Source organism: Streptomyces sp. NPDC025638, from assembly GCF_055558775.1.
The window spans coordinates 57,046-81,449 of record NZ_JBVHLX010000013.1 but is presented as its reverse complement, the minus strand read 5'-3'; the positions used below and the strand labels follow the sequence as shown (position 1 = coordinate 81,449).

Below are 24,404 nucleotides of genomic sequence, written 5' to 3'. Positions count from 1 at the left end.
GTCATACCTGGGGATGACGCCGGACCCCGAGTCGGGGACAGGGAGACGTCGCAGGAGACGTCAAGAACGGGTGGAGCCCCCTCGTTCGGACGGTGAAATTCCGTCATTCCGTGTACGCGCACACCCACCGCACGTAACGCTACTGGCAAGTGCGGATGGCCCGTACCGCGGGCTGATGCTCCCTCAGACGTCAATAAAATAAGACAACATCGGGTCAGCCCTACCGCTGTTCGGGGGATGTATCCCGATAGGCTCGGGCCCTCGAAGCGGAGCCCATGGCCTGCCCGGATGGTGGAATGCAGACACGGCGAGCTTAAACCTCGCTGCCCCTCGCGGGCGTACCGGTTCAAGTCCGGTTCCGGGCACTTCCCGCGCCTGCTGACGGCGCCACGGGATCACCGCCTCCCGGTCGCAGCCACCACACGTCGTCGTGGCCGCGGCCGAGGCGCACCACCCGTCTCTCCCCCGAACGCGTCGCTCCCCTCTCTCCCCCCTCTCTCCCCGCCGACGACCGGCGCCAGGGGATGCGACGACGCTGCCGTACCGGACCCCCGAGGCCACCCCGTTCGGCCGACTGGTTTCCGGCCGGTTCCGGGCAGGTAGCAGGTTGGTCATGGAATGGGGCCCTCCGTGGCCGGGAATGAGGCACCCGCGTAGCGTGTTGGCGTGCACGGCGAGGGAAAGATCCTCCCCAAGAACTAGGGTCAGTCCTTTGCCAACCTATTACTCTTGAGCCAAGGCCACGCAGGGTGGCCATGGAGGAGTGAAATGAGGAGCAGTAACCCGGTCTTCTCGCGACGGGGGTTCAGCCGCGACAACGGCTACGCGGGCTTCAACACCGCGCCGCAGGCCGGGTACGCACAGGGCAACCCCTATGCCCAGGGCAACCCGTACGCCCAGGGCGGCAACCCCTACGCGCAGAACCCTTACGCCCAGCAGGACCAGCAGTACGGCGCCCCGCCGCAGGCCCCGGTCACCACCGGCCGGATGACGATGGACGACGTCGTCATGCGCTCGGCCATGACGCTCGGCACGGTCGCCGTCGGCGCCGTCCTCGCGTGGGCGGTGCTGCCGGTCTCGGCGACCAGCTACGGCCTGGCGTTCGTCTCCGCCATCATCGCGATGGTGCTGGCGCTCGTGCAGAGCTTCAAGCGCACCCCCTCGCCCGCGCTGATCCTGGGATACGCCGCCTTCGAGGGCGTCTTCCTCGGCGTGATCAGCGAGATGTACAACAGCCAGTGGAGCGGTGCCCCGTTCCAGGCGGTGCTCGGCACCATGGCGGTCACGGCCGCGACCCTGCTGGTCTACAAGGCCGGCTGGATCCGCGTCACGGCGCGCTACGCCCGTATCGGCATGTCGATCGCCATCGCGTTCGTGCTGGTCATGGCGGTGAACCTGCTGCTGGTCGCGTTCGGTGTCGCCTCCGACGGCGGTCTGCGCAGCTTCGGCCCGCTGGGCGCGATCGTGGGCATCATCGCCATCCTGCTCGGCGCCTTCTTCCTGACCCTCGACTTCAAGCAGATCGAGGACGGCATCGCCTACGGCGCGCCGCGCCAGGAGGCCTGGCTGGCCGCGTTCGGCCTGACCCTGACCCTCGTGTGGATCTACGTGGAGATGCTGCGGCTGGTGGCCATCTTCAGCAGCAACGACTAGCGCGAGGCGCGGCGCCGAGGTGCCGCGGTGACAGGGAAGGGCCCCGGGTGCATCCGGGGCCCTTCGTCGTATGCGTGGTGCGCGCCTAGAGCAGTTTGCGCGCGGCCCTCCTCAGGTCGTATTCGTGAACGATTGCCTTGGCGTGGCCGTACGCGAGGTTGTGCTCGTGGCGAAGCCAGCTGACCTTCTCCTCGAAGCGGAAGAGAGCGGGGCCTTCCTCGACGGCGCGAAGCCAGTCCGAGACTTCACGGCCGGTGCAGTGGGGGATGCGGGCGAGCAGATTGCGATGGGTCTCCTCGGAGAAGACTTGGGACATCGGCGCCTCCGGACGCATTCGATGAAGCCGGTCCTTCACGTCACCGTGCCTGAGCGTTGGCGTATTGGCAACAGTCCAGGTGCGACGCGTAGTCTCGCGGCGTGGTTGACACGACACCTCTGACCCGAGCCGTGGATCACTTCGCCGACCGGCTGCGGGCCGCGCCACAGAGCCGCCTCCAGCGGAGTGCCGCCGCCGAAGCGCTGGCGCTGGCCAGGGACTTGGCACTGCGTGCCCAGCGGATCGAGGATCCCTCGGGGGAGCCTCGAGAGATGCCGGACGCGGGCATGTTCGCGGTCGCCGACCAGATCACCGTGGCCGTACACGACTTGGCACTCGTGCTGAAAACCGACGCCGAGGTGGAGGAGGCGGTGACGTTGGTCGAGGAGGCACAGAAACGCGCCGGGGTCTGAGCGACCTCCGGCGCGGGGGCGGCCGAGCCGCCGTGAGCGTCGACTACAGGGACGCGATGACCCGGTCGGCGAGGATGTAGACGTTGTCCTCGCCGCACGCGAACGTCAGCGTGTACGCGCCCGAGATCCCCGAGCCGCCGAGGAGGTACGGGTTCTTGCCCGCGCGCAGGGCGGCCGCGAGGCGCTCCGCCGTCTCACGGTGGCCCGGCGTCATGCACAGGGTCGTGCCGTCGGCGAAGACATAGACGTCGAGGGTGCCCAGCGGGCCCGGGCGGACGTCGGTCAGCTCGACCCGGCACTCGGCCAGCTGCTCCAGGGCGATGACCGTGCGCTCGTGGTCGTTCACGACGGGCGACTGCACCGGTACGAAGTCGGGGTGCGAGGGGTGGCGGCGGCGGGCCGCGGCCAGCTCCGGGGAGTCGGCCGCGAACTCGTCGGCGTCCGTGGTCGGCTCGGTCACCGGCTCCAGCGGCTCCAGGCCCACGAAATCGGCCTGCCGGGGCAGGAACAGCTCGGTGTCCGCCAGAGTGTCGGCCAGACCGAGCAGGGAAGGCGCGTCGGAGGCGTCACGGGACTCCTGTGCGGCCCAGAACGCACGCGCCTCGGCGAGCTCCCGCTCCCGCTCCTCGGCGAGGGCCTCGGCCACCGCGGCGCGTATCTCCTCGGTGTCGGCCGTGGTGCGGGCGGCGGGCAGCAGGGCGCGCGTCGCGGCCGCCTGGCTCTCGGCGAGCTGGGACTGCAGGGCCGCGACCTGGCGGCGCAGCACCAGCACGGTGCGCAGGACGGCGACGCCCACGGCACCGGTGGCGGCCGTGGTGAGCAGCAGGGCGAGGGGCATGGCGCTCACTGACGTACTCCCTGGTTCAAAGTCGACCCCCGACTTCCTACATCAGCTTGAAGGGTGGACTAACCAGCTGTCAGTGCGTAACGTCACGAATCGGACAGGGGCTTGGCCCTGGGTTTTACCCGTACGACCGCTCTGACCTGCGTTGATATCCCCACTGAGGGAGATAGGTCACATCCTGGGGGAGATTGGATCACAAATCGACCCGACGTTCGAATTGGGATCGAACGCCGGGCCGAGAGGTCACGCTGGGTCCCGCGCCGGTCACCGTGCGGGACCCGACCGGATCAGCTGAGGCGCTCGATCACCATCGCCATGCCCTGGCCGCCGCCGACGCACATCGTCTCCAGACCGAACTGCTTGTCGTGGAACTGGAGGGAATTGATGAGCGTGCCGGTGATGCGGGCGCCGGTCATGCCGAAGGGGTGGCCGACGGCGATGGCGCCGCCGTTGACGTTCAGCTTGTCGAGGTCGATGCCGAGGTCCCGGTAGGAGGGGATCACCTGGGCGGCGAAGGCCTCGTTGATCTCGACCAGGTCGATGTCGTCGATGGTCAGGCCGGCCCGGCGCAGCGCCTGCTGGGAGGCCTCGACCGGGCCGAGGCCCATGATCTCGGGGGACAGACCGGAGACACCGGTCGACACGATGCGGGCGAGCGGGGTCAGGCCGAGCTCGCGGGCCTTGGTGTCGCTCATGATGACGACCGCGGCGGCGCCGTCGTTCAGCGGGCAGCAGTTGGCGGCGGTGACCATGCCGTCGGGGCGGAAGACCGGCTTGAGGCCCGTCACGCCCTCCAGGGTGACGCCGGCACGCGGGCCGTCGTCCTTGCTGACCACCGTGCCGTCCGGGAGGGTCACCGGGGTGATCTCGCGCTCCCAGAAGCCGTTCTTGATGGCCTCTTCGGCGAGGTTCTGCGAGCGGACACCGAACTCGTCCATGTCCTGGCGGGTGACGCCCTTCCAGCGGGCGAGGTTCTCCGCGGTCTGGCCCATGGCGATGTAGGCGTCGGGGACGAGGCCGTCCTCGCGCGGGTCGTGCCAGGTCGTGCCCTCCTGCTCGGCGACCGCGGCGGTACGGGCCTCGGCCTCGGCGAAGAAGGGGTTGTGCGTGTCCGGCAGGCTGTCGGAGTTGCCCTTGACGAACCGCGAGACCATCTCGACACCGGCCGAGATGAAGACGTCGCCCTCGCCGGCCTTGATGGCGTGCAGGGCCATGCGGGAGGTCTGCAGGGACGAGGAGCAGTAACGGGTGATGGTGCAGCCCGGCAGGTGGTCCATGCCCATCTGCACGGCGACCACGCGGCCGAGGTTGTTGCCCTGCTCGCCGCCGGGAAGGCCGCAGCCGAGCATCAGGTCGTCGATGTCCCGCGGGTCCAGCTCGGGAACCTTCGCGAGGGCCGCCTGGATGATCGTGGCGGTGAGGTCGTCCGGGCGCAGGTCCTTGAGGGAGCCCTTGAAAGCGCGGCCGATCGGGGAACGGGCGGTCGAGACGATGACGGCTTCGGGCATCACGGCTCCATTGACTTACGGGGGATTGGCGGCTGGTTGGGAAGTTACCCGTACGTATGGTCCGGGTCACGTGTGAAGCGGTGTGACCCTGGCCGCAATTGTCTAAGCGCTTGCTTGGCGCCCCGCCTGTCCCGGGGCGCCCACCGCGCCTGTCCCGGGGCGCCCACAGCGCTCATACTCCGCCTATACCCACCCGCTCCCCGACTCGGTCGGCTGGGACGCGGGTTCCTGGGAGGCGGATTCCGGCACGGAAGGCTCCGCCGGGGCGGGCGCCGCCTCCGGTACGCGCCGCCGCCTGCGGCGCTTGAGCAGTGCCCACGGACCCCGGGGGCCGGTCGGCATCGCCGCCGTGACCTCCGTGCCCGCCTCCGAGGCGGCCTCGGCCGCGGCGCGGGCGACCGGCAGGAAGCCCTCGCGCCGGGAGACGTCCGGCCGCTCCTCCTCCGCCGGCCACAGGCCCAGGGTCGCGCAGACGGTCGGCAGTACCGCCATCGCCGCCGTGGCGTAGCCCTCCGCGGAGGGGTGGTAGTTGTCGGGGCCGAAGAGCTCGCGCGGGTTCGCCGCGAACTCCGGGCCCAGCAGATCGCCGAGGGACACCGTGCGGCCCCCCTGTTCCACCACGCCGATCGTCTGGGCCGCCGCCAGCTGCCGCGAGGCCCGGCGGGCCAGCCAGCGCAGCGGCTGCTGCACCGGTTCGATCGTGCCCAGGTCCGGACAGGTGCCGACGACGACCTCGGCGCCGGCCGTGCGCAGCCGCCGTACCGCCGCCGACAGATGGCGCACGGAGCGGGTCGGCGGCATCCGGTGCGTCACGTCGTTCGCGCCGATCATGATCACGCAGACGTCCGGGATCGGAAAGGGCGAGGACAGCACCAGGGCCACCTGGCGGTCCAGGTCGTCGGACTGGGCCCCGGGCAGGGCGACATTGCGCAGGTCCACCGGCCGCTCCGCCACCGCCGCCAGCCCGTGGGCCAGCAGCGCGCCCGGCGTCTGGCCCGCCCGGTGCACGCCCTGGCCCGCCGCCGTTGAGTCGCCGAGCAGCGTCAGCCGCAGCGGCGGTTCGCCGGGGATGTCATAGGAGTCGCCGTACAGGCCGTCGGCCATCGGCACATGGTTGCTCGTGCCGTTGCCCACCCGGCTCCTGGCCATCCGCACCTCGGCCAGCAGCAGGCCGACGGCGGCCGCGCCGACCAGCCCGACCCCGCCGCCGCCGTACGCCGCACCGGCCGCGATCCGCCGGGCCACCCTCGCCCTCGACATGCTCGTCATGCGTCGCCGCCACCTCCTCGTAGCCGTACATCCACTCATTGCCCCGTACCGGCCGTCGGCCAATCTCAACAGGGAGTGAACGCACTTCCCGGGCCGTAGGCTGGCGGAACAATCACGACCATTTTTGAAAGCGACCGGAGACAACGGTGCGATTCCACGACTCGATGATCAGCCTCGTCGGCAACACCCCGCTGGTGAAGCTCAACAGCGTGACCAAGGGCATCCGGGCGACGGTCCTGGCCAAGGTGGAGTACTTCAACCCGGGCGGTTCCGTGAAGGACCGCATCGCCCTGCGCATGATCGAGGCCGCCGAGGAGAGCGGGGAGCTCAAGCCGGGTGGCACGATCGTGGAGCCGACCAGCGGAAACACGGGTGTCGGACTGGCGATCGTGGCCCAGCAGAAGGGCTACAAGTGCATCTTCGTGTGCCCCGACAAGGTGAGCACCGACAAGATCAACGTCCTGCGCGCGTACGGCGCCGAGGTCGTCGTCTGCCCGACCGCCGTGGCCCCCGAACACCCGGACTCGTACTACAACGTGTCGGACCGGCTGGTGCGCGAGACGCCCGGCGCCTGGAAGCCCGACCAGTACTCCAACCCCAACAACCCCCTTTCGCACTATCACTCGACCGGCCCCGAGCTGTGGGAGCAGACGGAGGGGAAGATCACCCACTTCGTGGCGGGCGTCGGCACCGGCGGCACCATCTCCGGCACCGGCCGCTATCTGAAGGACGTCAGCGACGGCCGGGTGCAGGTCGTCGGCGCCGACCCCGAGGGCTCCGTCTACTCCGGCGGCTCCGGGCGGCCGTACCTGGTCGAGGGCGTCGGTGAGGACTTCTGGCCGACGGCCTACGACCGGACCGTCGCGGACGAGATCGTCGCCGTGTCCGACAAGGACTCCTTCCAGATGACCCGGCGCCTGGCGAAGGAGGAGGGCCTGCTGGTCGGCGGCTCCTGCGGTATGGCCGTGGTCGCCGCCCTGCGGGTCGCCGAGCGGCTGGGCCCGGAGGACGTCGTGGTCGTCCTGCTGCCCGACAGCGGCCGCGGCTACCTCAGCAAGATCTTCAACGACGAGTGGATGGCCGACTACGGCTTCCTGGAGGACGAGGGCCCCAGCGCCCGCGTCGCCGACGTCCTCAACGACAAGGAGGGCGGCTCCATCCCGTCCCTCGTCCACATGCACCCGGAGGAGACCGTCGGCCAGGCCATCGAGGTGCTGCGCGAGTACGGCGTCTCGCAGATGCCGGTCGTGAAGCCGGGCGCCGGTCACCCGGACGTGATGGCCGCCGAGGTCGTCGGGTCGGTCGTGGAGCGGGAACTGCTCGACGCCCTGTTCAACAAGCGGGCCTCGCTCGACGACCCGCTGGAGAAGCACATGGGCGCCCCGCTGCCCCAGGTCGGCTCCGGCGAGCCGGTCGCGGACCTGATGTCCGTGCTCGGTGAGGCGGACGCGGCGATCGTCCTCGTCGAGGGCAAGCCGACCGGTGTGGTCAGCCGGCAGGACCTGCTGGCCTTCCTCGCCAAGGGCGGGAAGCAGTAGCCAACCTCCGGTGAACTGCCCGTTGCGGCGCCGAACTTGCGGTATCGCGTCCGGATGGTGGACTTCGCGGAAGTGGTACGAGCGCGTCACGTGCGCGCAGCACCCGCTTAACACGGGTCCGGCACATTAGTGGGTGTCGGCAGGGCGGGAGCGGCTCCCCGCCCAGGCCGGCGCCGAACGGCGCCAAGGACCTCCGGAGCGGCTCCCGGACCTCCATGGACGCCACGGACGCGCAGCCCGGCCCTGACCCGGCCCGCGTCCCTCGCGGGGACCGCCGTCGTCCCGCCCCCCGGCAACGGGGGTGCGGCGGTCCCCGCGCACATTTTTTCGGCTGAACCGCCGCCGCTCTCGCGGAGGTGGTTGCTCGCCGTCGTGGTTCCTCAACCAATGGTTGCGGCCGTCGTCGCTTTTCAACTGCCGGGCAACGCCTCAGTCCTCCCGGTCTGGGCGGCGGAACAGACCAGGATTGAGACGGACGGCCTGGACCACGTTGACGCCGACGATGCCGATCCAGGCGGTGATGAGACCGGGCAGGTGTCCGATGCCGCCGCCGATCGCGGACAGCGGGATCGCCAGCACCAGCGAGACGATGGCGAAGCCGAAGCGCTCGCCCCATGAGTCCGTTCCCCTCGGGGACCTGGCCCCGCGGGCGACCTGCATCTGCTGCTCGGCGAGCTGCCTGCGCAGCCGGCGCTCGACCGCGGCGTCGATCCGCTGGTCGACCTTCTCCAGGAAGGAGTCGACCAGCGCCGGCTCGTACTCCTCGCCGAGTTCCCTGCGGGCCCGCAAAGTGGCGTCGAGTTCCTTCTTCAGGTCGGCGTCCTGCGCTTCCATTCCCGTCATACGGGCCACGTTAGGGAGCCGGGGCCCGCGCCGCACTGGGGATATCCCCCCAGCCGGCGCGGGGGCTGTCAGGGCAGCAGGGAGACGAGCCCGGTGCCGAGGTCGAAGCGCGCGGCGTCGACCCGGGCCGGGGCGAATGCCGGGTCGGCGCGGATGGCGTCCCGGACCCAGGCGGTGTGGGCCCGCATGGCGTGCTCGGCCCAGTCGCCGGGGACCGCGCGGGTGCGGTGCGCGGCGGGGGCGATCTCGGCCACCAGCAGCTCCAGATGTCCCGGCACGGGCGCCCCGGACCGCACATGGCCGAGCGTCGCCGCGATCGCCCCGCACCGCTCGTGCCCGAGGACCAGCACCAGCGGAATGCGCAGTTCCTCGACGCCGTACTGGATGGACCCGAGCACCGCCTCGTCGAGGACCTCGCCGGCGGTCCTGGTGCACAGCAGGTCACCGAGCCCCTGGTCGAAGACCAGCTCCGGCGGTACGCGCGAGTCGACACAGCCGACGATCACCGCGAACGGGTGCTGCCCGGCCGCGAGCGTCCGGCGCACCCCTTTGGACTCGTGGGGGTGCCGGGGGCGTCCGGAGGCGAAGCGCCGGTTGCCGGCGAGCAGCCGGTCGAGCGCCGCGCGGGCGGTGACCGGGCGGGGGCGGGGGACGCCGGCCGTCGGCGGCGGGGCGGCGGCCAGCGCGCCGACGGCCGTGGCGGCCAGAAAGGTCCTGCGGGGGGAGGCCATGGCGCTTCCTCCGGTGTCGTGCCTGCAGCGCACCATCACCGTATGCACCCGTCGCATCACGGTGCGTTGCTGTTTAACGACTCTTGGTGTCCCTTGCCCGGCTGCATAGCATCATGCAGAGTTCTTGTTGGGTGAATAGACCGGCTGAACAGAGAGGGGCATGGTGGACGCACCCGCATCCGTGCACTCCCGACTCGTGGTCCTCGACGGGATCGGCCTCGGCGTCGAGGACGTCGTGCGTCTCGCCGACGGCACCGTGCGGCCGGTACCGGGGAGCGACGCGATGCGGCGCGCGGAGGAGTCCTGGAACGCCGCCCGCCAGATCGCCGCCACCGGACGCGTGTACGGCCGCTCCACCGGCGTGGGCGCCAACCGCAACGAGGACGTGCCGACCGAGGCCGCCGCCGGACACGGGCTGCGCCTGCTGCGCAGCCACGCCGGCGCCATCGGCGCGGAGCTGCCCGCCCGCCAGGTGCGGGCGATGCTCGCCATCCGCGCCAACCAGCTGCTCACCGGCGGCGCCGGACTGCGGCCCGGCGTGATCACGGCCCTGTGCGAGGCACTGGAGTCGGGCGCGTATCCCGTCGTCAACGAGTTCGGCTCGGTCGGCACCGGCGACATCGCGGCGCTGGCACAGGCCGGGCTGGCGCTGGTCGGGGAGCACCCGTGGCGGGGCGCCGAGCCGCCCGCGCCCCAGCCCCTGGACAACAACGACGCCCTCGCCCTGATCAGCAGCAACGCCCTCACCCTCGGCCAGTCCGCGCTCGCCCTGCACGAACTGCGCGGGCTCATCGAGGCCACCCAGGTCGTCGCCGCCCTCTCGCTGCTCGCCGTCGACGGCTCGCACGAGGCGTACGCCGCCCCCGTCCATGCCGCCCGACCGCACCGGGGCAGTGTCGAGGTCGCCCGGCGGATGCGGCAGCTGACCGGCGCGGCCGACCGGCCGGTCCCGCCGCTCGGCCGGATCCAGGACCCCTACGGCTTCCGCTGCCTGCCCCAGATCCACGGCCCCGCCCATGACGCGGCGGACGCGCTGGAGCGGGTGCTGACCGTGGAGATCAACGCGGCCGCGGAGAACCCGCTCATCTCCCCCGAGGACCTGGCCGCCTACCACCACGGCGGCTTCTACCAGGCCCAACTCGCCCTCGCCCTGGACCACTTCAGGCTCGCGGTCACCCAGGTGGCCCGCCTGTCGACCTCCCGCCTGTCCACCCTCAACGAGCCCGCCTACACCCGACTGCGCCCTTTTCTGGCCGACCACGAGCCGGCCTCGTCCGGCGTGATGATCCTGGAGTACGCCGCCGGAGCCGCCCTCGGCGATCTGCGGGCCTTCTCCGCCCCCGCGTCGCTCGGGCACGCTGTACTCTCCCGGGGCGTCGAGGAACAGGCCAGTTTCGCCTCGCTGGCCGCCCGCCAGACGCTGCGCGCCTGCGGTGCGTACCGTCTGGTGGTCGGCTGCGAACTCGTGGCCGCCGTACGGGCGCTGCGCCAGCGCGATCTGAAGCCCGGCCCGGAGCTTCCGGCGGGGCGGGCGCTGGCGCTCGCCGAGTCGGTGCTCGACGAGGACCCGGCCGACCGCCCGCTCACGCACGACGTGACGTCGGCGGCCGCACTGCTTGACCGGTTCACGGACATCTGGAGGGGGAGCGGGACATGAGCGTCGACAGGAGTACGGGTGTGACGGACAGCCCTGCCACACGGCTGCAGACGCTGTTCGAGGGGCACCGGCTCACACCGACCCAGCGGCGCATCGCGCACAGCATGGTGCGGCGGGCCGCCGACGTGCCGTTCCTGTCCAGCGTGGAGCTGGCCGAACTGGCCGGGGTCAGCCAGCCGTCCGTGACCCGTTTCGCGGTCGCCCTCGGCTTCGACGGCTATCCGGCCCTGCGCAGGCATCTGCGCGAGGTGGTGCCCGCCGAACCCGCCGCGGGCCCGGGGTCGTACAACGAGTACCAGCAGGCCGTCGAGGCCGAGATCGAGAACCTGCGGCACCTGGCCGAGGTGCTGGCCGATCCGCGGCCGGTGCAGAAGGCCGGCCGGATCCTCGCCGCATCCCGCCCGCTGCCCGTGCTCGGACTGCGGGCCGCGGCCTCCCAGGCCTACGGCTTCGCGTACTTCGCCGCCAAGGTCCACCCGGACGTCCGGCTGCTCGACCAGGGCGGCACGATGGTCCAGGACCGCATCGACGCGGCCGTGCGCGCGGGCGCCTCGGCCCTGCTGTGCTTCGCGCTGCCGCGGCATCCGCGCGAGGTCGTCGACACCCTGGCGTACGCCAAGGAGTGCGGACTGACGGTCGTCGCGGTCGCCGACTCGGCCTTCGCGCCGGTCGCCAAGCACTCCGACCTGCTGCTGCCGGCCGCCGTCGGCACCGGGCTCGCCTTCGACACCGCGTGCGCGCCCATGCTGCTGGGACGGGTGCTGCTGGAGGCCATGTGCGACGACCTGCCCGACGCGCAGGTCCGGCTGGAGGAGTTCGACGCGCGGGCGACGGCACGGGGGCTGTTCGTGGAGTGACCCGGCGTCTCCCGCCGCGCCGCTCTCAGACTCGTCTCACCTTCGCTCGTTAGCGTGCCCGCCCTACGGACTGTGCCGCGAGGACGAGGAGGCGGAGCGTGGCGCGCGGAGCACGCGGAGGACAGGGACTGGCCCGGGTGGCCGTCGTCGTACGGGCCGGGGCGGCGCCGCTGTGGTGGTGCGGGGTGTTCGCGGCGGGCATCGGCGTCCTGCCGCCTGGGGTGACCGGGCGCCGGATCGGCGTCATGGCCGGGGCCGCACTCTTCCTCGTCGGCGCCGCCGTCGTGGCCTACGCGCGCCGTCGGCGGTACGCCGCCCTGGCCCGGGGCACGGCCCGTGCGGGCAAGCACGATGTGCTCCAGGACCGTGCGGTGACCGTGCGCAACTGGCGCCGGGGCCACCGCTGGTGGCTGCTGCTCGCCTGCGCCGTCGCGCTCGGCAGCTCCTTCGCCGTGCCCGCTGCGGGCGGCATGCTGCTGGCCGGGACCGGCGCCGGGCTGCGGCTGAAGGCCGCCTGGCTGGGCCGCCGCGAGCGGGCCGAGGACACACTGCTGTGGCTGCGCGTCGACTGGCTCGACGGGCGCGGCGGGCGTCCCGCGGGCAAGGCCGTCAAGGCCTATCGCGGGACCGGCATCGCGGCGGGCGACGCGGCCCCGGGCGGGGCCCGCCGCCGCACCGCGGCGCTCGTCTGACTCAGACCTCCAGGTCCTCCTCGATCCTCTTGAGCTGGTGCCGGGCCATCGCCAGGTTGGCCCGGGACTGGTCGAGGACCAGGTACAGGAACAGACCGTTGCCGCCGCGCCCCTTGAGCAGCCGGATCAGGTGGTACTGGTTGGACAGCGTGATCAGGATGTCCTCGATGTCGCCCTTCAGGCCGAGGTGCTCCATGGTGCGCATCTTGGCGCGGATCACGTCCGTGTTGCCGGCGGCGGCCACGTTCAGGTCGAAGCTCTTGCTGCCTCCCATCGTGCCCAGCGCCATGCCGCTGGTGTAGTCGACGAGCGCGACTCCGGTGGCCCCTTCGATGGAGGTGAGGGCCTCTTTGAGCGAGGTCTCGGCGTTGGCCATGGTGCTGCCTCTTTTCCTTTGCTGCTTCTCAACTGTCGGTTGCGGTGCGCGCGTCGGTCGCCGGGCGCGCTTCGCCTGCGGTGGTTCGTGGTGTGCGGGTGGCTCTCGTGCGCACGGCGGGTGTCCTGGCCGCGGGGCCCGCTCGCCCCGCCCGCTTGGCCGCGGCGGCCTCTGCCGCGTCGACCAGCTCCCCGATCCGGGCGCCGGCCCGGCGGCCCTCCAGGTGCAGCCGGCCGACGTTGACCCGGTCCTGGGCGAGCAGGGTCAGCACGGCGCTGCGGCCCGCCGCGTAGGTGGCGACATAGCCGTCCATGCCGCGGACCAGCAGTTCCCGGAAGTCGCCCTGCCCGGTGGCGTCCGCCATCCGCATGGCGACGCCGAGCGCGGCCGCGGTGAGCGCGGCCAGGCCCTCCGGGTCGACGCCGGGGGCGTCCTGGGCGACGACCAGGCCGTCCACACCGGCCGCCAGGGCGCCGGTGAGCTGGGGAACGCGGCTGCGCAGCCGACGCAGTTCGTCCAGGATGTCGGACTCGGCCGCCATCAGATCTCTCCTCTCGGCGGGTCGTTGCCGTTCAAAGGGCCTCCAGCGCATTCCTGAGCCTCTTCAGCAGCGCGATGTCGGGGTCGGTGACCTGGGGAAGGGGCGGGGGTGCCGGTCCGGGCACCGTGGGACCCGGCGAGACGAGTCCCGCCGCCGCCAGCCGGCGTATGTCCACCAGCGTGTGGAACGCCTTCCGGCCCAGCTCCCTGGCTATGTCCAGGGCCGTGCGGACGCCGTTCACCCGCTCCAGGACCGCTTGCTGGCGGGCCGAGACCGGCGGAGCGGCCACCGGGTCGGCCCGGATCAGCGGCCCGCTGTCGGTCGCCGGGTCCGGCCAGATGCGGTGCAGCAGGGCGCGGCGGCGCAGCGTCTCCCGCTCCAGGGCGATGACCGGCACCGGGCACAGGGTGGCCGGGTGGGGTGCGGCGCCGTACCGGAAGCGGCCCGGGGTGCTGCTGGGCGCCAGGGCGAAGTACCCGGCGTCGTACAGCGCGCCCAGGTGGCACAGTTCCAGCGTGCCCGTGGTCAGCCGGCCGGCCTCCAGCAGCCGGCGGGCGATGCCGGGCGCGCCGTCGGCCCGGCCCGCGGCCCGCAGCCAGTCCGCCGCGTCGAGCGTGCCGTGGGCCGTGAGGAGCACGTCGAGGCCGGGGGCGAGGGGGCTCTCGGCGTGCACCACGCGGCCCTCGGCGAGGTGCAGGCTGCCGTTCTCGCGGACGAGGACGCCGGTGGCCCGCTCGTCGGCGAGCCGGGTCAGCATCGGCGAGAGGTCGCCCTGGCCGCGCTCGCGTGCGCCGACCTTGTCCCGTACGGGCAGGGGCGGAGGCGTCCCGACCACGGTCATGCCAGTACCAGCCGATCCGCCATCTCGCCGAGCCGGATGCGGGCGAGCGCGAGGTTGCCGTCCGCCCTGGCCAGCCACAGATGCAGGAACACGGTGCTGTCGAAGGACGTGACCACGAACCGCAGTAGGTGGTAGCTGTCGTGGTTGCTGATGATCAGGTCCTCGACCGGTGGCCGCTCGCCGTCCGGGTCGCCGGACGCGAACGCCCCGTGCTCGGCGGCCAGCCGGGCCAGTTCGGCGGCCTCGGCCGCGGTTGTCTCGTGGTCACCGCCGGGAGCCTCCCCGACGGTGCCCAGGGCCAGTCCGCTCGTCCAGTCCACGAGCGCCGCGCCCCGGGCACCGGGCAGTCGCATCGCTTCCAGCAGGCACTCGTCGATTCCGGGCACCGCGGTTCCCCTCCCACCTGGAACTCCGGCTGAGTGACGGAGACACTACGCAACGTGTGCGGGGGGAGTGACTCTTCTGGCATTTTCCGGTGGAACATGCGTCCGCGGGGCTAGGGTGGGTCAACTTGCCTGTGTGTCACTCCAGTTGATCGCCATAGCAGTCGGGGTGCGTCAACGGCTTCCGGCTGCCCGAAGGGTGGTGAGGGCGGACGCGTGCGCCCCTCCCGAATCGGCCACGATCTGATCGAGCGTCTGCGGCTCGCGCACCGTCGCGAAGGTCACGCCCCCCGACCCGTCGGGCACGAAGCCGTGGATCCCGGGCCGGACGAGGGAGTTGTACGCGTAGTGGTGGGCGAAGTAGTACGCGCCCGTGTCCAGCGCCGCCGCGTAGTCGCCCGGCTCCAGCGGCGGCAGGGCGCGCCCCTCGGCGAGCAGGTCGCCCGAGAAACAGGCGGGACCCGCGACGTCCTGCACCACCTCGGGCCCCGGCTTGGGGCGCCCCTTCGCGTCGTACGCGGCGATCCTGAGCGGCCACGCCCCCGGCACGTACACCGTCCGCGTCGCCACCTGCACGCCCGCGTGCGTCACCGCGACCCGCCGTCCGCCGGCGCTCTTGGTGTACTCCACCCGTGCCACCACGGTCCCGTGCTTGGCCAGCAGCGACCGGCCGAACTCGGTCACCAGCCCGTACCGCCCGTCGAACAGCCCCGGCACCGCCTCGCCCAGCAGCCGCGCGTACTGCGCGTACGTCGGTGTCGTCGCGTCCGACTCGAAGTTCACCGGCAGCCCGCCGCCGATGTCGAGAGTGTCGATCTGCCGCCGCCCCACGCGCGTGTTGATCTCCTCGGCGAGCGCGTACGTCTCCGCCACGCCCTGCGCCAGGAGCGACAGCGGAATGCCCTGCGAGCCGGTGTGCGCATGCAGCCGGGTCAGCCACGGACGGTCCGCGTACGCCCCTACGACCCACTCCCGGGCCCCCTCGTCGCGCAGTGCCACCCCGAACTTCGAGGTCGCCGTCGCCGTCGAGGTCGCCTCGATCGAACCGCCGCCGACCTGCGGATTCACCCGGATTCCCAGCGGGGAGCGGCTGGGGGCCGACCGCATCAGCGCGTCGATGCGGTCCAGTTCCTGCGGGCTGTCCGCGTTGACGGCGATCCCCAGCGCCAGTGCCTCGCGCAGTTCGGCCAGGGTCTTGGCGGGCGAGTCGAGGACGGTGCGGGCCGGCGGGATCCCGGCCGCCCGCGCCAGCGCCAGCTCGCCCGGGCTGGCCACCTCCGCGCCCACGCCCGCCTGGTCCAGCAGTCGCAGCACCGGCACCAGCGGGGTCGCCTTCACGGCGAAGGCGTGCAGCACCGGCGTCCCCGGTGCCACCACGGCGTCGAACGCCGCCCGCAGCGCCGCCGCCGACTCCCGGATGCCGGTGACGTCCAGCAGTCCGGCGACGGGTGCCGAGAGCCCGACCAGCCCCCGCTCCACCGCGGCCCGCACCGCCTCGTCGCGCCGGGCGACCCGCTCCGCGTCGTCCCCGTGCCCGCCGCCCTCGTACCCGGTGTCACCGCTGCCCATGACGCCCCCCGTCCTGCCGCTGTCCGCACCCATGCATCCAGCCAAACACCCGCGACGCGCGGATGCGGGCACGCCGATGTATTGACTAGTTCTATTCAGAGCGCCAGGATGTGAATAGACGCAGTAACAATCCACTGGGAGCAATCCGCTAGGAGGCAGACCATGTCAGGACCCCGCCCCGTACGAGCGCCGCGCGGTACGGAACTGAGCGCCCTGGGATGGCAGCAGGAGGCCGCCCTGCGGATGCTCCAGAACAACCTCGACCCCGAGGTCGCCGAACACCCCGACAAGCTCGTCGTCTACGGCGGCACCGGCAAGGCCGCCCGTGACTGGCGCTCCTTCGACGCCATGGTCCGCACGCTGCGCACCCTCAAGCAGGACGAGACCATGCTGGTCCAGTCCGGCCGCCCGGTCGGCGTCATGCAGACCCACGAATGGGCCCCGCGCGTCCTGATCGCCAACTCCAACCTGGTCGGCGACTGGGCCAACTGGGAGGAGTTCCGCCGGCTGGAGGCCCTCGGCCTGACCATGTACGGCCAGATGACCGCGGGCTCCTGGATCTACATCGGCACCCAGGGCATCCTCCAGGGCACCTACGAGACCTTCGCCGCCGTCGCCACGAAGAAGTTCAACGGGACCCTCGCCGGCACGATCACCCTCACCGCCGGCCTCGGCGGCATGGGCGGCGCCCAGCCGCTCGCCGTGACGATGAACGACGGCGTCGCGATCTGCATCGACTGCGACCCGCGCGCCATCGAGCGGCGCATCGAGCACCGGTACCTGGACGTGCAGGCCGACAGCCTGGACCACGCCCTCCAGCTGGCCACCGAGGCCCGCGACGCCCGCCGCCCGCTGTCCATCGGCGTCCTCGGCAACGCGGCCGAACTGGTCCCGCAGCTGCTGGCCATGAACGCCCCCATCGACATCGTCACCGACCAGACCTCCGCCCACGACCCGCTGTCGTACCTGCCGGTGGGCGTCGCGTTCGAGGACATGGCCTCCGCCGCCGCCAAGGACCCGGCCGGCTTCACCACCCGCGCCCGTGAGTCCATGGCCCGGCACGTCGAGGCGATGGTCGGCTTCATGGACGCCGGCGCCGAGGTCTTCGACTACGGCAACTCCATCCGCGGCGAGGCCCAGCTGGCCGGCTACGACCGGGCGTTCGCCTTCCCCGGCTTCGTCCCCGCCTACATCCGCCCGCTGTTCTGCGAGGGCAAGGGCCCCTTCCGCTGGGCCGCCCTGTCCGGCGAGGCCTCGGACATCGCCAAGACCGACAAGGCGATCCTGGAGCTCTTCCCCGAGAACGAGTCCCTGCACCGCTGGATCAAGATGGCCGGCGAGCGCGTCCACTTCCAGGGCCTGCCCGCCCGTATCTGCTGGCTCGGCTACGGCGAGCGCGACAAGGCCGGCGAGCGCTTCAACGACATGGTCGCCTCCGGCGAGCTGGCGGCCCCGCTGGCCATCGGCCGCGACCACCTCGACTGCGGCTCCGTCGCCTCCCCGTACCGCGAGACCGAGGCCATGCTCGACGGCTCCGACGCGATCGCCGACTGGCCGCTGCTCAACGCCATGGTCAACGTGGCCTCCGGCGCCTCCTGGGTCTCCATCCACCACGGCGGCGGCGTCGGCATGGGCCGCTCCATCCACGCCGGCCAGGTGACCGTCGCCGACGGCACCCGTCTCGCCGGCGAGAAGATCCGCCGTGTCCTCACCAACGACCCTGGCATGGGCGTCATCCGGCACGTGGACGCCGGGTACGACATCGCGGAGTCGGTGGCCGCCGAGCGCGGTGTGCGGGTGCCCATGCGCGAGGGTGACGAGGCGTGACCTTCCACAGCATGTGGGCGGAGCTGCTGCCGATCGGCCGCAGCTCCGCCTCCGGCGGCTACCGCCGCTACGCCTGGACCGGCGCCGACGCCGAGTGCCGGGAGTGGTTCAAGGCGCAGGCCGAGACGCGCGGGCTCGCCTACGAGGTCGACCGCAACGGCAACCAGTGGGCCTGGCTCGGCGACCCCGCCGCGGGCGACGCCGTCGTCACCGGGTCGCACCTGGACTCCGTGCCGGACGGCGGGGCCTTCGACGGGCCCCTCGGCGTCGTGTCCTCCTTCGCCGCCCTCGACGAACTGCGGGTCAGGGGGACGGAGCTCAGCAGGCCCCTCGCCATCGTGAACTTCGGCGACGAGGAGGGCGCCCGCTTCGGGCTCGCCTGTGTCGGATCGCGGCTCACCGCGGGAGAGCTCACCGTCGGGCAGGCGCACCGGCTGACCGACGGCGACGGGATCAGCCTCCCGAAGGCCATGGAGGCCGCCGGGTACGACCCCGACGCCATCGGACCGGACCCGGAGCGGCTCGCCCGGATCGGCGCCTTCGTCGAACTCCATGTCGAGCAGGGCCGGGCTCTGGACCTGAGCGGCGACCGGGTCGGCATCGCCAGCGCCATCTGGCCGCACGGCCGCTGGCGGTTCGACTTCCGCGGCGAGGCCAACCACGCCGGCACGACCCGGCTGGTGGACCGGCGCGACCCGATGCTGTCGTACGCCGAGACCGTGCTCGCCGCCCGCCGTGAGGCCGGGCTCGCCGGTGCCGTGGCCACCTTCGGGAAGATCGCCGTCGAGCCGAACGGCGTCAACGCCATCCCCTCCCTGGTGCGCGGCTGGCTCGACTCCCGGGCCGCCGACCAGGAGACCCTCGACACCGTCGTGGGCGGTGTGGAGAAGGCGGCCCGTGAGTACGCCGCCGCGCACGGCGTCGACCTCGACGTCGTCCGTGAGTCCTTCACGCCGGTCGTCGAGTTCGACCACGCCCTGCGCGACGAACTCGCCCGCATCCTCGGCAAGGACACCGACCTCACGGTGCCCGTCCTGGGGACCGGCGCCGGACACGACGCCGGAATCCTCTCCGGGAGCATTCCGACCGCCATGCTGTTCGTGCGCAACCCCTCCGGCGTCTCGCACTCCCCGGCCGAGTTCGCGGCCGAGGACGACTGTGTGGCCGGGGTGACCGCGCTCGCCGACGTACTGGAAGGGCTGGCCCGCAGGTGACCACACGGACCTATTGGCTGGAGCACGCCTGGCTCGACACCCACGTCGAGCCGGGCGTGGCCGTCACGGTGTCGATCGGCGGCGGTGCCGCGGGCGCCGACGGCCGCATCACCGCCGTCCGCACCGGCGTGCCCACCCCGCCCCCCGGTGCCGAGATCCTCCGCGGCCTCACCCTCCCCGGGCTCGCCAACGCCCACAGCCACGCCTTCCACCGCGCCCTGCGCGGCACCGTCCAGGTCGGCTCCGGCACCTTCTGGACCTGGCGCGAGGTCATGTACTCGGTCGCCGACCGGCTGACCCCGGAGACCTACCACGCCCTCGCCCGCGCCGTGTACGCGGAGATGGCGCTCGCGGGTGTCACGGCGGTCGGCGAGTTCCACTACGTGCACCACGCGCCCGGCGGCACCCCGTACGCCGACCCCAACGCCATGGGCGAGGCACTCGTCGCGGCCGCCGCCGAAGCCGGTATCCGCATCACCCTCCTCGACACCGCCTATCTGTCCTCCGGCTTCGGACAGCCGCCCAACACCCACCAGCTGCGCTTCTCCGACGGCAGCGCGGAGGCCTGGGCCGAACGCTGTTCAGTTCTCAAGGAACGGGATCACGCACGGATCGGGGCGGCCATCCACTCCGTACGGGCCGTGCCCGCGCGGGAGCTGGCGACGGTGGCGCGCTGGGCCGAGGAGCGGCGGGCCCCGCTCCATGTGCACCTGTCCGAGCAGACCGCCGAGAACGACGCCTGCCAGGAGGCGCACGGCTGCACCCCCACCCGGCTCCTCGCCGACCACGGCGTCCTCGGCCCGCGCACCACCGGCGTCCACAACACGCACCTGACCGACGAGGACATCGCCCTGCTCGGCGGCTCCCGCACCGGCACCTGCATGTGCCCGACGACGGAACGCGACCTGGCCGACGGCATCGGCCCCGCCGTGGCCCTTCAGCGCGCGGGCTCCCCCCTGTCCCTCGGCTCCGACAGCCACGCGGTCATCGACCTGCTCGAAGAGGCACGCGCGATGGAGCTGAACGAGCGGCTGCGCACCCGCTCCCGGGGCCACTGGACAGCTGCGGCACTGCTGCGCGCGGCCTCGCCGGACGGTCACAGGGCCCTGGGCTGGGACGAGGCCGGCACCATCGAGGCCGGTGCGCTCGCCGACCTGACGACGATCTCCCTCGACTCGGTCAGGACAGCGGGGCCGCTGCCGCGACTCGGCGCGGAGACAGCCGTATTCGCCGCCTCCGCGGCGGATGTGCGGCACACGCTGGTGGGCGGCCGCCATGTCGTACGCGACGGCGCCCACACCCTCGTACCGGATGTGCCGTCAGCGCTGGCCACGGCCGTCGAAGCCCTGCGCGGCTGAATCCCACCGTCATCCCTGAGGACACCATGAGCAGCAGCACCGCCATCACGAACATCGCCACGCTGGTCACCAACGATCCCTCCCTCGGGTGGGGGTCCCTCCGCTCGAGCAAATTCGAGAGTGGGGGAGGTTCTCCCCTCGGCCTGATCCAGGACGCGGCCGTCGTCATCGACGGCGACCGTGTGGTGTGGACCGGTGAATCCAGCAAAGCACCCGCCACTGACAAACGGGTCGACGCCGGAGGCCGGACGGTGCTGCCGGGCTTCGTCGACTCCCACTCCCATCTGGTCTTCGCGGGCGACCGGACGCAGGAGTTCAACGCCCGTATGTCGGGGCGGGCCTACAGCGCGGGCGGCATCCGGACGACCGTCGCGGCCACCCGGGCCGCGACGGACGAGGAGCTGGAGGCGAACCTCACCCGCTACCTCGCCGAGGCGCTGCGCCAGGGCACGACCACGTTCGAGACGAAATCCGGCTACGGCCTGACGGTCGCCGACGAGTCCCGCGCCCTGCGCATCGCCTCCGCGCACACCGACGAGGTCACCTACCTCGGCGCCCACATCGTCCCGCCCGACCACGCCGAGGACCCGGCCGCCTATGTCGCCCTGGTCACCGGCGAGATGCTCGACGCCTGCGCCCCGCACGCCCGCTGGATCGACGTCTTCTGCGAGAAGGGCGCCTTCGACGGCGACCAGGCCAGGACGATCCTCACCGCGGGCATGGCCAAGGGCCTCACGCCCCGCATCCACGCCAACCAGCTCTCCTACGGCCCGGGCGTCCGGCTGGCCGTCGAACTGGACGCGGCCAGCGCCGACCACTGCACCCACCTCACGGACGCGGACGTCGACGCCCTGGCGAGCGGCCGCACGGTCGCCACGCTGCTCCCCGGCGCCGAGTTCTCCACCCGCGCCGAGTGGCCGGACGCCCGCCGCCTCCTGGACGCCGGTGTCACGGTGGCGCTCTCGACGGACTGCAACCCGGGCTCGTCCTTCACCTCCTCGGTGCCCTTCTGCATCGCGCTGGCGGTACGGGACATGAGGATGACCCCGGACGAGGCGGTGTGGTCGGCTACGGCGGGCGGGGCCGCTGCCCTGCGCCGCGACGACATCGGCCGCCTCACCCCGGGCGCGTACGCCGACCTGACCCTGCTGGACGCGCCGAGCCATGTGCACCTGGCCTACCGGCCGGGCGTGCCCCTCGTCAGCGGTGTGTGGCAGCGGGGCGTGCGCGTGGTCTGACCGGAGAGAGCGTGGTCTGACCGGAGAGAGGAGAACAGGCCCCCGCACACGAGGGTCTCAGCGGGCTCCGGCCCGCCACTGCTGATCCGCGTCCCCGCTCAGCCAGTCCAGCGACAGACCGTCACCCCCGTCCGGCGTGACCGCCGTCTCGGTGGCGATCGCCGGGCGGATGACGCCGTCGGAGTCGACGGTGAAGCGCAGGTTGTCGCCGTTGCGGCCGTAGACCGAGTCGCACCCCCAGATGCCGACGCCCCGGTCGACGTCACCCCGGCTGTCCAGGCAGAAGTCGGGGTCGCCGGCCGACTGGAGGACCTCGCGGTCGGTGTCGACGCGCCAGCGCTGCGAGGAGGTGCCGTCGCAGCGTGCGGTGACGACGTCCGTACCGTTCTCGAAGTTGCCGTACCGGACGTCCAGACAGAGGCCGGTGGCGGCGTTCACCACCTCGGCGTAGGCGCTGCCCGGAGCCGACGGGGTGGGGGACGGAGCGGGCTTCGGCTTCGGTTTGGGCTTCGGCTTCGGCTTCGGTGCGGCGGACGGGGTCTTCGGCGGGTGTGAAGTCTTCGTCGGCGAGGGGGACTTGCTGGTCGGTGACGGGGCCGGCACGGAGACCGTCGCCGTCACCGTGACCGGCGGGCTCGATGGCGGCAGCGTGGCCGCCGTCGGGCGCCGGCCCTGCGAGCCGGACTGCGCCAGCGCGAAGACCAGCAGCGGCGCCATGGCCACGCCCAGCGCGACCGAGGTGAGGACCACGCGCCGGGTCGGGGGCCAACTCCGCTTCTCCTGCGGCCGGTCCGCTTCGGCGGTCGGCGCGGCATGGCGCGCGTACGCCGTCCCGGCCCAGGGCAGCAGTCCCTCCGCCAGTGCCGCCCGCGGGGCGTCGCGCAGGGCGGTGAGGTCCTCGTACGCCGCCGTGCAGTGGGCGCAGTGCGCCATGTGGGTGCGCAGATCGGAGCTGTAGCGGGGAGTGTCCGGCCGTACCGACTCCTCGATCAGCCGGCGGAAGTCCCCGCACTGCGGGTCGTCGGAGGCGGCCAGCCGGTGCTTCAGACAGGCCTGGGCCATGGCCTGGAGTGCCTGCGGGATGCCGAACCGCACGTCCTCGCGGGTCAGGCCGAGCAGGGCGGCGGTGCTCTCCTCGGGTTCCTGTTCCACGATCCCGTACCAGATCAGGCCCTGGGTGCGGGAGGGGAGGGAGCGGAAGGGCGCCAGCAGGGGAGGGGTCGGACCCTCCGGGGCGGCGGTCGTGTTCAGGACCAGGAGGAGGCCGGGGTCCAGACCCGCCGAGCGCTCGTCACCGGCAAAGGACGCGGCCGACCGGCAGATCAGCAGCAGGAGCTGATGGCGCAGCGGCACCTGCGGCTCCACCCCGCGTGCGGTCTCGCGCGCCAGGGTGGTGAAGGTCTGCGCCGCCAGCTGCCGTGCCGACGACTCGCTCGACGCGCACAGCCGGGCGTAGCCGAGGACCGCGTCGTGGTGGCGCCGACGGATCTCCCGCAACGCCGGGTACGCGGCCGCGGTCCGGGCGCGCAGCAGCTCGGTCAGTCGGGCGTCCGGTACCCCCGCGTTCTCGTCCCGGTCGTCGGCCCGGTCCCCCTGAGCCATCCCTGCGCCTCCTAGCACCCGGTGCGGCCGAACACCCTGTCTTGACGTACCGGCCAGTTTGGGGGCCCATAGTGATGGAGAGGGGGCCTGAGGGAAAGACGTTTCTCTGGGTAACCGGTGAGAGCTCTGTGAGTCCTCCCCTCAGCGCGGTGCCGTCGTCCACAAAGCGAAGCGGCCCGGCACCCGGCCGGACCGCTCGATGTGTGGGGGGAGGCTCACTCCTCCACCGTCAGCCCCCTGCGCAGGCGCACCAGCGTCCGCGAGAGCAGCCGTGACACATGCATCTGCGAGATGCCGAGCTCGTCGCCGATCTCCGACTGGGTCATGCCCGCGACGAAGCGCAGGGAGAGGATCTGCCGGTCCCGGGACGGGAGTTCGGCGATCAGCGGCTTCAGCGACTCGACGTACTCGATGCCTTCGAGCCCGTGGTCCTCGTAGCCGATGCGGTCCGCGAGCGCGCCCTCGGAGTCGTCCTCCTCGGGCTGGGCGTCCAGCGAGGAGGCGGTGTAGGCGTTGGAGGCCGCCATGCCCTCGAGCACCTCGTCGTTCGACAGGCCCAGGCGCTCCGCGAGTTCCGCGACCGTCGGCGCGCGGTCCAGCCGCTGGGCCAGCTCGTCACCGGCCTTGGCCAGGTCGATCCGCAGCTCCTGCAGCCGGCGCGGGACGCGCACGGACCACGAGGTGTCCCGGAAGAACCGCTTGATCTCGCCGATGATGGTCGGCATCGCGAAGGTCGGGAACTCGACGCCGCGGCACAGTTCGAAGCGGTCGATCGCCTTGATCAGACCGATGGTGCCGACCTGGACGATGTCCTCCATCGGCTCGCTGCGGGAGCGGAAGCGCGAGGCGGCGAACTTGACGAGCGCGAGGTTGAGTTCGACCAGCGTGTTGCGGACGTACGCGTATTCGTGCGTGCCTTCCTCCAGCGATTCGAGTCGCTCGAAGAGGGTCTTGGACAGGGCCCGTGCGTCCACCGGCCCGACCTCGTCGTAAGGGGGGATCTCGGGGAGCCCGTCGATGGGATCCAGCTGTTCCGGTGGGGGTGTCGACGTCGCGGTCACGGTGTGCGATGCGTCGAGCCGGGGTGACATGGGTGTCCTCCATCGTTCTCGGCATAAGGCTGCCGAAGCCATG

23 protein-coding genes and 1 tRNA gene are annotated in these 24,404 nt (G+C 72.2%); 11 read left to right on the top strand and 13 right to left on the bottom strand.

Translation table 11 applies throughout. The features are described 5' to 3' along the window. The first annotated feature begins 282 nt into the window (after positions 1-282). Positions 283-365 (top strand) — tRNA-Leu (locus ACZ4EG_RS30520). A 403-nt stretch (positions 366-768) separates the two neighbouring features. Continuing rightward, positions 769-1,653 (top strand): Bax inhibitor-1/YccA family protein, encoded by an 885-nt coding sequence (locus tag ACZ4EG_RS30515; protein WP_390709931.1) that lies wholly within the window; start codon positions 769-771, stop codon positions 1,651-1,653. Between the two features lie 85 nt (positions 1,654-1,738). On the opposite strand, the gene ACZ4EG_RS30510 is transcribed toward ACZ4EG_RS30515, so the two are convergent. After that, a complete protein-coding gene (locus ACZ4EG_RS30510) occupies positions 1,739-1,969 on the bottom strand; it encodes a DUF4287 domain-containing protein (RefSeq protein ID WP_316748890.1) in 231 nt (76 codons plus the stop codon). Positions 1,970-2,070: 101 nt separating this feature from the next. Here ACZ4EG_RS30510 and ACZ4EG_RS30505 point away from each other — a divergent pair, with 101 nt between their 5' ends. Continuing rightward, positions 2,071-2,382 (top strand): hypothetical protein, encoded by a 312-nt coding sequence (locus ACZ4EG_RS30505; protein ID WP_263209552.1) that lies wholly within the window; start codon positions 2,071-2,073, stop codon positions 2,380-2,382. Positions 2,383-2,425: 43 nt separating this feature from the next. Here ACZ4EG_RS30505 and ACZ4EG_RS30500 read toward each other — a convergent pair whose 3' ends face one another. The 3 genes from ACZ4EG_RS30500 to ACZ4EG_RS30490 form a co-directional block, all read right to left on the bottom strand. Further along, entirely contained in the window at positions 2,426-3,220 is a 795-nt protein-coding gene (locus ACZ4EG_RS30500; protein WP_467793069.1) for a hypothetical protein, read from the bottom strand. Between the two features lie 293 nt (positions 3,221-3,513). Then, entirely contained in the window at positions 3,514-4,734 is a 1,221-nt protein-coding gene (locus tag ACZ4EG_RS30495) for an acetyl-CoA C-acetyltransferase (RefSeq protein ID WP_467792835.1), read from the bottom strand. 183 nt (positions 4,735-4,917) lie between these two features. After that, positions 4,918-6,003: an SGNH/GDSL hydrolase family protein gene (locus tag ACZ4EG_RS30490; RefSeq protein WP_467792834.1), complete on the bottom strand. Its 1,086-nt coding sequence runs from the start codon at positions 6,001-6,003 to the stop codon at positions 4,918-4,920. Positions 6,004-6,149: 146 nt separating this feature from the next. Here ACZ4EG_RS30490 and ACZ4EG_RS30485 point away from each other — a divergent pair, with 146 nt between their 5' ends. Beyond that, complete coding sequence (locus tag ACZ4EG_RS30485) at positions 6,150-7,541, top strand: cystathionine beta-synthase (RefSeq protein ID WP_467792833.1); 1,392 nt, start codon at positions 6,150-6,152, stop codon at positions 7,539-7,541. Between the two features lie 429 nt (positions 7,542-7,970). Here the strand turns inward: ACZ4EG_RS30485 and ACZ4EG_RS30480 are convergent, their stop codons facing one another. Continuing rightward, positions 7,971-8,375: a hypothetical protein gene (locus tag ACZ4EG_RS30480; protein ID WP_467793068.1), complete on the bottom strand. Its 405-nt coding sequence runs from the start codon at positions 8,373-8,375 to the stop codon at positions 7,971-7,973. Between the two features lie 77 nt (positions 8,376-8,452). Beyond that, on the bottom strand, positions 8,453-9,115 hold the full coding sequence (locus ACZ4EG_RS30475; RefSeq protein ID WP_453555098.1) for a carbonic anhydrase: 663 nt from the start codon (positions 9,113-9,115) through the stop codon (positions 8,453-8,455). A 160-nt stretch (positions 9,116-9,275) separates the two neighbouring features. Between ACZ4EG_RS30475 and ACZ4EG_RS30470 the strand changes: the two genes are divergently transcribed. From ACZ4EG_RS30470 to ACZ4EG_RS30460, 3 genes are all read left to right on the top strand, one after another. Beyond that, on the top strand, positions 9,276-10,772 hold the full coding sequence (locus tag ACZ4EG_RS30470; RefSeq protein WP_467792832.1) for an aromatic amino acid ammonia-lyase: 1,497 nt from the start codon (positions 9,276-9,278) through the stop codon (positions 10,770-10,772). Then, positions 10,769-11,629, top strand: coding sequence for a MurR/RpiR family transcriptional regulator (locus ACZ4EG_RS30465; protein ID WP_453555094.1), 861 nt, complete (start codon positions 10,769-10,771; stop codon positions 11,627-11,629). The genes ACZ4EG_RS30470 and ACZ4EG_RS30465 overlap by 4 nt, the downstream gene beginning before the upstream one ends. Before the next feature lie 98 nt (positions 11,630-11,727). Next, a complete protein-coding gene (locus tag ACZ4EG_RS30460; protein ID WP_467792831.1) occupies positions 11,728-12,321 on the top strand; it encodes a hypothetical protein in 594 nt (197 codons plus the stop codon). 1 nt (position 12,322) lies between these two features. Here the strand turns inward: ACZ4EG_RS30460 and ACZ4EG_RS30455 are convergent, their stop codons facing one another. From ACZ4EG_RS30455 to ACZ4EG_RS30435, 5 genes are all read right to left on the bottom strand, one after another. Next, positions 12,323-12,697 carry a roadblock/LC7 domain-containing protein gene (locus ACZ4EG_RS30455; protein ID WP_263209534.1) on the bottom strand — a complete coding sequence of 125 codons (375 nt, stop codon included), beginning with the start codon at positions 12,695-12,697 and terminating at the stop codon, positions 12,323-12,325. 28 nt (positions 12,698-12,725) lie between these two features. Continuing rightward, positions 12,726-13,238, bottom strand: coding sequence for a roadblock/LC7 domain-containing protein (locus ACZ4EG_RS30450; protein WP_453555090.1), 513 nt, complete (start codon positions 13,236-13,238; stop codon positions 12,726-12,728). Between the two features lie 31 nt (positions 13,239-13,269). Further along, entirely contained in the window at positions 13,270-14,079 is an 810-nt protein-coding gene (locus ACZ4EG_RS30445; protein ID WP_467792830.1) for a transcriptional regulator, read from the bottom strand. Continuing rightward, the gene (locus ACZ4EG_RS30440; protein WP_453555086.1) at positions 14,076-14,465 is read right to left on the bottom strand and encodes a hypothetical protein; all 390 of its coding nucleotides are present in this window, start codon (positions 14,463-14,465) and stop codon (positions 14,076-14,078) included. The genes ACZ4EG_RS30445 and ACZ4EG_RS30440 overlap by 4 nt, the downstream gene beginning before the upstream one ends. A gap of 171 nt (positions 14,466-14,636) precedes the next feature. Further along, positions 14,637-16,031: a type III PLP-dependent enzyme domain-containing protein gene (locus ACZ4EG_RS30435; protein WP_467793067.1), complete on the bottom strand. Its 1,395-nt coding sequence runs from the start codon at positions 16,029-16,031 to the stop codon at positions 14,637-14,639. Positions 16,032-16,193: 162 nt separating this feature from the next. Between ACZ4EG_RS30435 and hutU the strand changes: the two genes are divergently transcribed. From hutU to hutI, 4 genes are read left to right on the top strand one after another with little or no spacing between them, the layout of a single operon-like run. After that, positions 16,194-17,858 carry a urocanate hydratase gene (hutU, locus tag ACZ4EG_RS30430; protein WP_467792829.1) on the top strand — a complete coding sequence of 555 codons (1,665 nt, stop codon included), beginning with the start codon at positions 16,194-16,196 and terminating at the stop codon, positions 17,856-17,858. Further along, on the top strand, positions 17,855-19,072 hold the full coding sequence (locus tag ACZ4EG_RS30425; protein WP_467792828.1) for an allantoate amidohydrolase: 1,218 nt from the start codon (positions 17,855-17,857) through the stop codon (positions 19,070-19,072). The genes hutU and ACZ4EG_RS30425 overlap by 4 nt, the downstream gene beginning before the upstream one ends. Then, a complete protein-coding gene (locus ACZ4EG_RS30420; RefSeq protein ID WP_467792827.1) occupies positions 19,069-20,430 on the top strand; it encodes a formimidoylglutamate deiminase in 1,362 nt (453 codons plus the stop codon). The genes ACZ4EG_RS30425 and ACZ4EG_RS30420 overlap by 4 nt, the downstream gene beginning before the upstream one ends. A gap of 26 nt (positions 20,431-20,456) precedes the next feature. Beyond that, positions 20,457-21,668 carry an imidazolonepropionase gene (gene hutI, locus ACZ4EG_RS30415; protein WP_467792826.1) on the top strand — a complete coding sequence of 404 codons (1,212 nt, stop codon included), beginning with the start codon at positions 20,457-20,459 and terminating at the stop codon, positions 21,666-21,668. Between the two features lie 57 nt (positions 21,669-21,725). Here the strand turns inward: hutI and ACZ4EG_RS30410 are convergent, their stop codons facing one another. Then, entirely contained in the window at positions 21,726-23,270 is a 1,545-nt protein-coding gene (locus ACZ4EG_RS30410) for a ricin-type beta-trefoil lectin domain protein (RefSeq protein ID WP_467792825.1), read from the bottom strand. Positions 23,271-23,485: 215 nt separating this feature from the next. Next, positions 23,486-24,361 carry an RNA polymerase sigma factor SigF gene (locus ACZ4EG_RS30405; protein ID WP_453555076.1) on the bottom strand — a complete coding sequence of 292 codons (876 nt, stop codon included), beginning with the start codon at positions 24,359-24,361 and terminating at the stop codon, positions 23,486-23,488. Positions 24,362-24,404: the final 43 nt, after the last annotated feature.

Excerpts from the sequence above, each read along its gene's own strand:
- ACZ4EG_RS30435 (WP_467793067.1), bottom strand. The coding sequence starts at position 16,031 with ATGGGCAGCGGTGACACCGGGTACGAGGGCGGCGGGCACGGGGACGAC.
- ACZ4EG_RS30470 (WP_467792832.1), top strand. The coding sequence starts at position 9,276 with ATGGTGGACGCACCCGCATCCGTGCACTCCCGACTCGTGGTCCTCGAC.
- ACZ4EG_RS30450 (WP_453555090.1), bottom strand. The coding sequence starts at position 13,238 with ATGGCGGCCGAGTCCGACATCCTGGACGAACTGCGTCGGCTGCGCAGC.
- ACZ4EG_RS30510 (WP_316748890.1), bottom strand. The coding sequence starts at position 1,969 with ATGTCCCAAGTCTTCTCCGAGGAGACCCATCGCAATCTGCTCGCCCGC.
- ACZ4EG_RS30490 (WP_467792834.1), bottom strand. The coding sequence starts at position 6,003 with ATGACGAGCATGTCGAGGGCGAGGGTGGCCCGGCGGATCGCGGCCGGT.
- hutU (WP_467792829.1), top strand. The coding sequence starts at position 16,194 with ATGTCAGGACCCCGCCCCGTACGAGCGCCGCGCGGTACGGAACTGAGC.
- ACZ4EG_RS30475 (WP_453555098.1), bottom strand. The coding sequence starts at position 9,115 with ATGGCCTCCCCCCGCAGGACCTTTCTGGCCGCCACGGCCGTCGGCGCG.
- ACZ4EG_RS30495 (WP_467792835.1), bottom strand. The coding sequence starts at position 4,734 with ATGCCCGAAGCCGTCATCGTCTCGACCGCCCGTTCCCCGATCGGCCGC.
- ACZ4EG_RS30515 (WP_390709931.1), top strand. The coding sequence starts at position 769 with ATGAGGAGCAGTAACCCGGTCTTCTCGCGACGGGGGTTCAGCCGCGAC.
- ACZ4EG_RS30405 (WP_453555076.1), bottom strand. The coding sequence starts at position 24,361 with ATGTCACCCCGGCTCGACGCATCGCACACCGTGACCGCGACGTCGACA.
- ACZ4EG_RS30445 (WP_467792830.1), bottom strand. The coding sequence starts at position 14,079 with ATGACCGTGGTCGGGACGCCTCCGCCCCTGCCCGTACGGGACAAGGTC.
- hutI (WP_467792826.1), top strand. The coding sequence starts at position 20,457 with ATGAGCAGCAGCACCGCCATCACGAACATCGCCACGCTGGTCACCAAC.
- ACZ4EG_RS30455 (WP_263209534.1), bottom strand. The coding sequence starts at position 12,697 with ATGGCCAACGCCGAGACCTCGCTCAAAGAGGCCCTCACCTCCATCGAA.
- ACZ4EG_RS30500 (WP_467793069.1), bottom strand. The coding sequence starts at position 3,220 with ATGCCCCTCGCCCTGCTGCTCACCACGGCCGCCACCGGTGCCGTGGGC.
- ACZ4EG_RS30465 (WP_453555094.1), top strand. The coding sequence starts at position 10,769 with ATGAGCGTCGACAGGAGTACGGGTGTGACGGACAGCCCTGCCACACGG.
- ACZ4EG_RS30410 (WP_467792825.1), bottom strand. The coding sequence starts at position 23,270 with ATGGCTCAGGGGGACCGGGCCGACGACCGGGACGAGAACGCGGGGGTA.
- ACZ4EG_RS30480 (WP_467793068.1), bottom strand. The coding sequence starts at position 8,375 with ATGGAAGCGCAGGACGCCGACCTGAAGAAGGAACTCGACGCCACTTTG.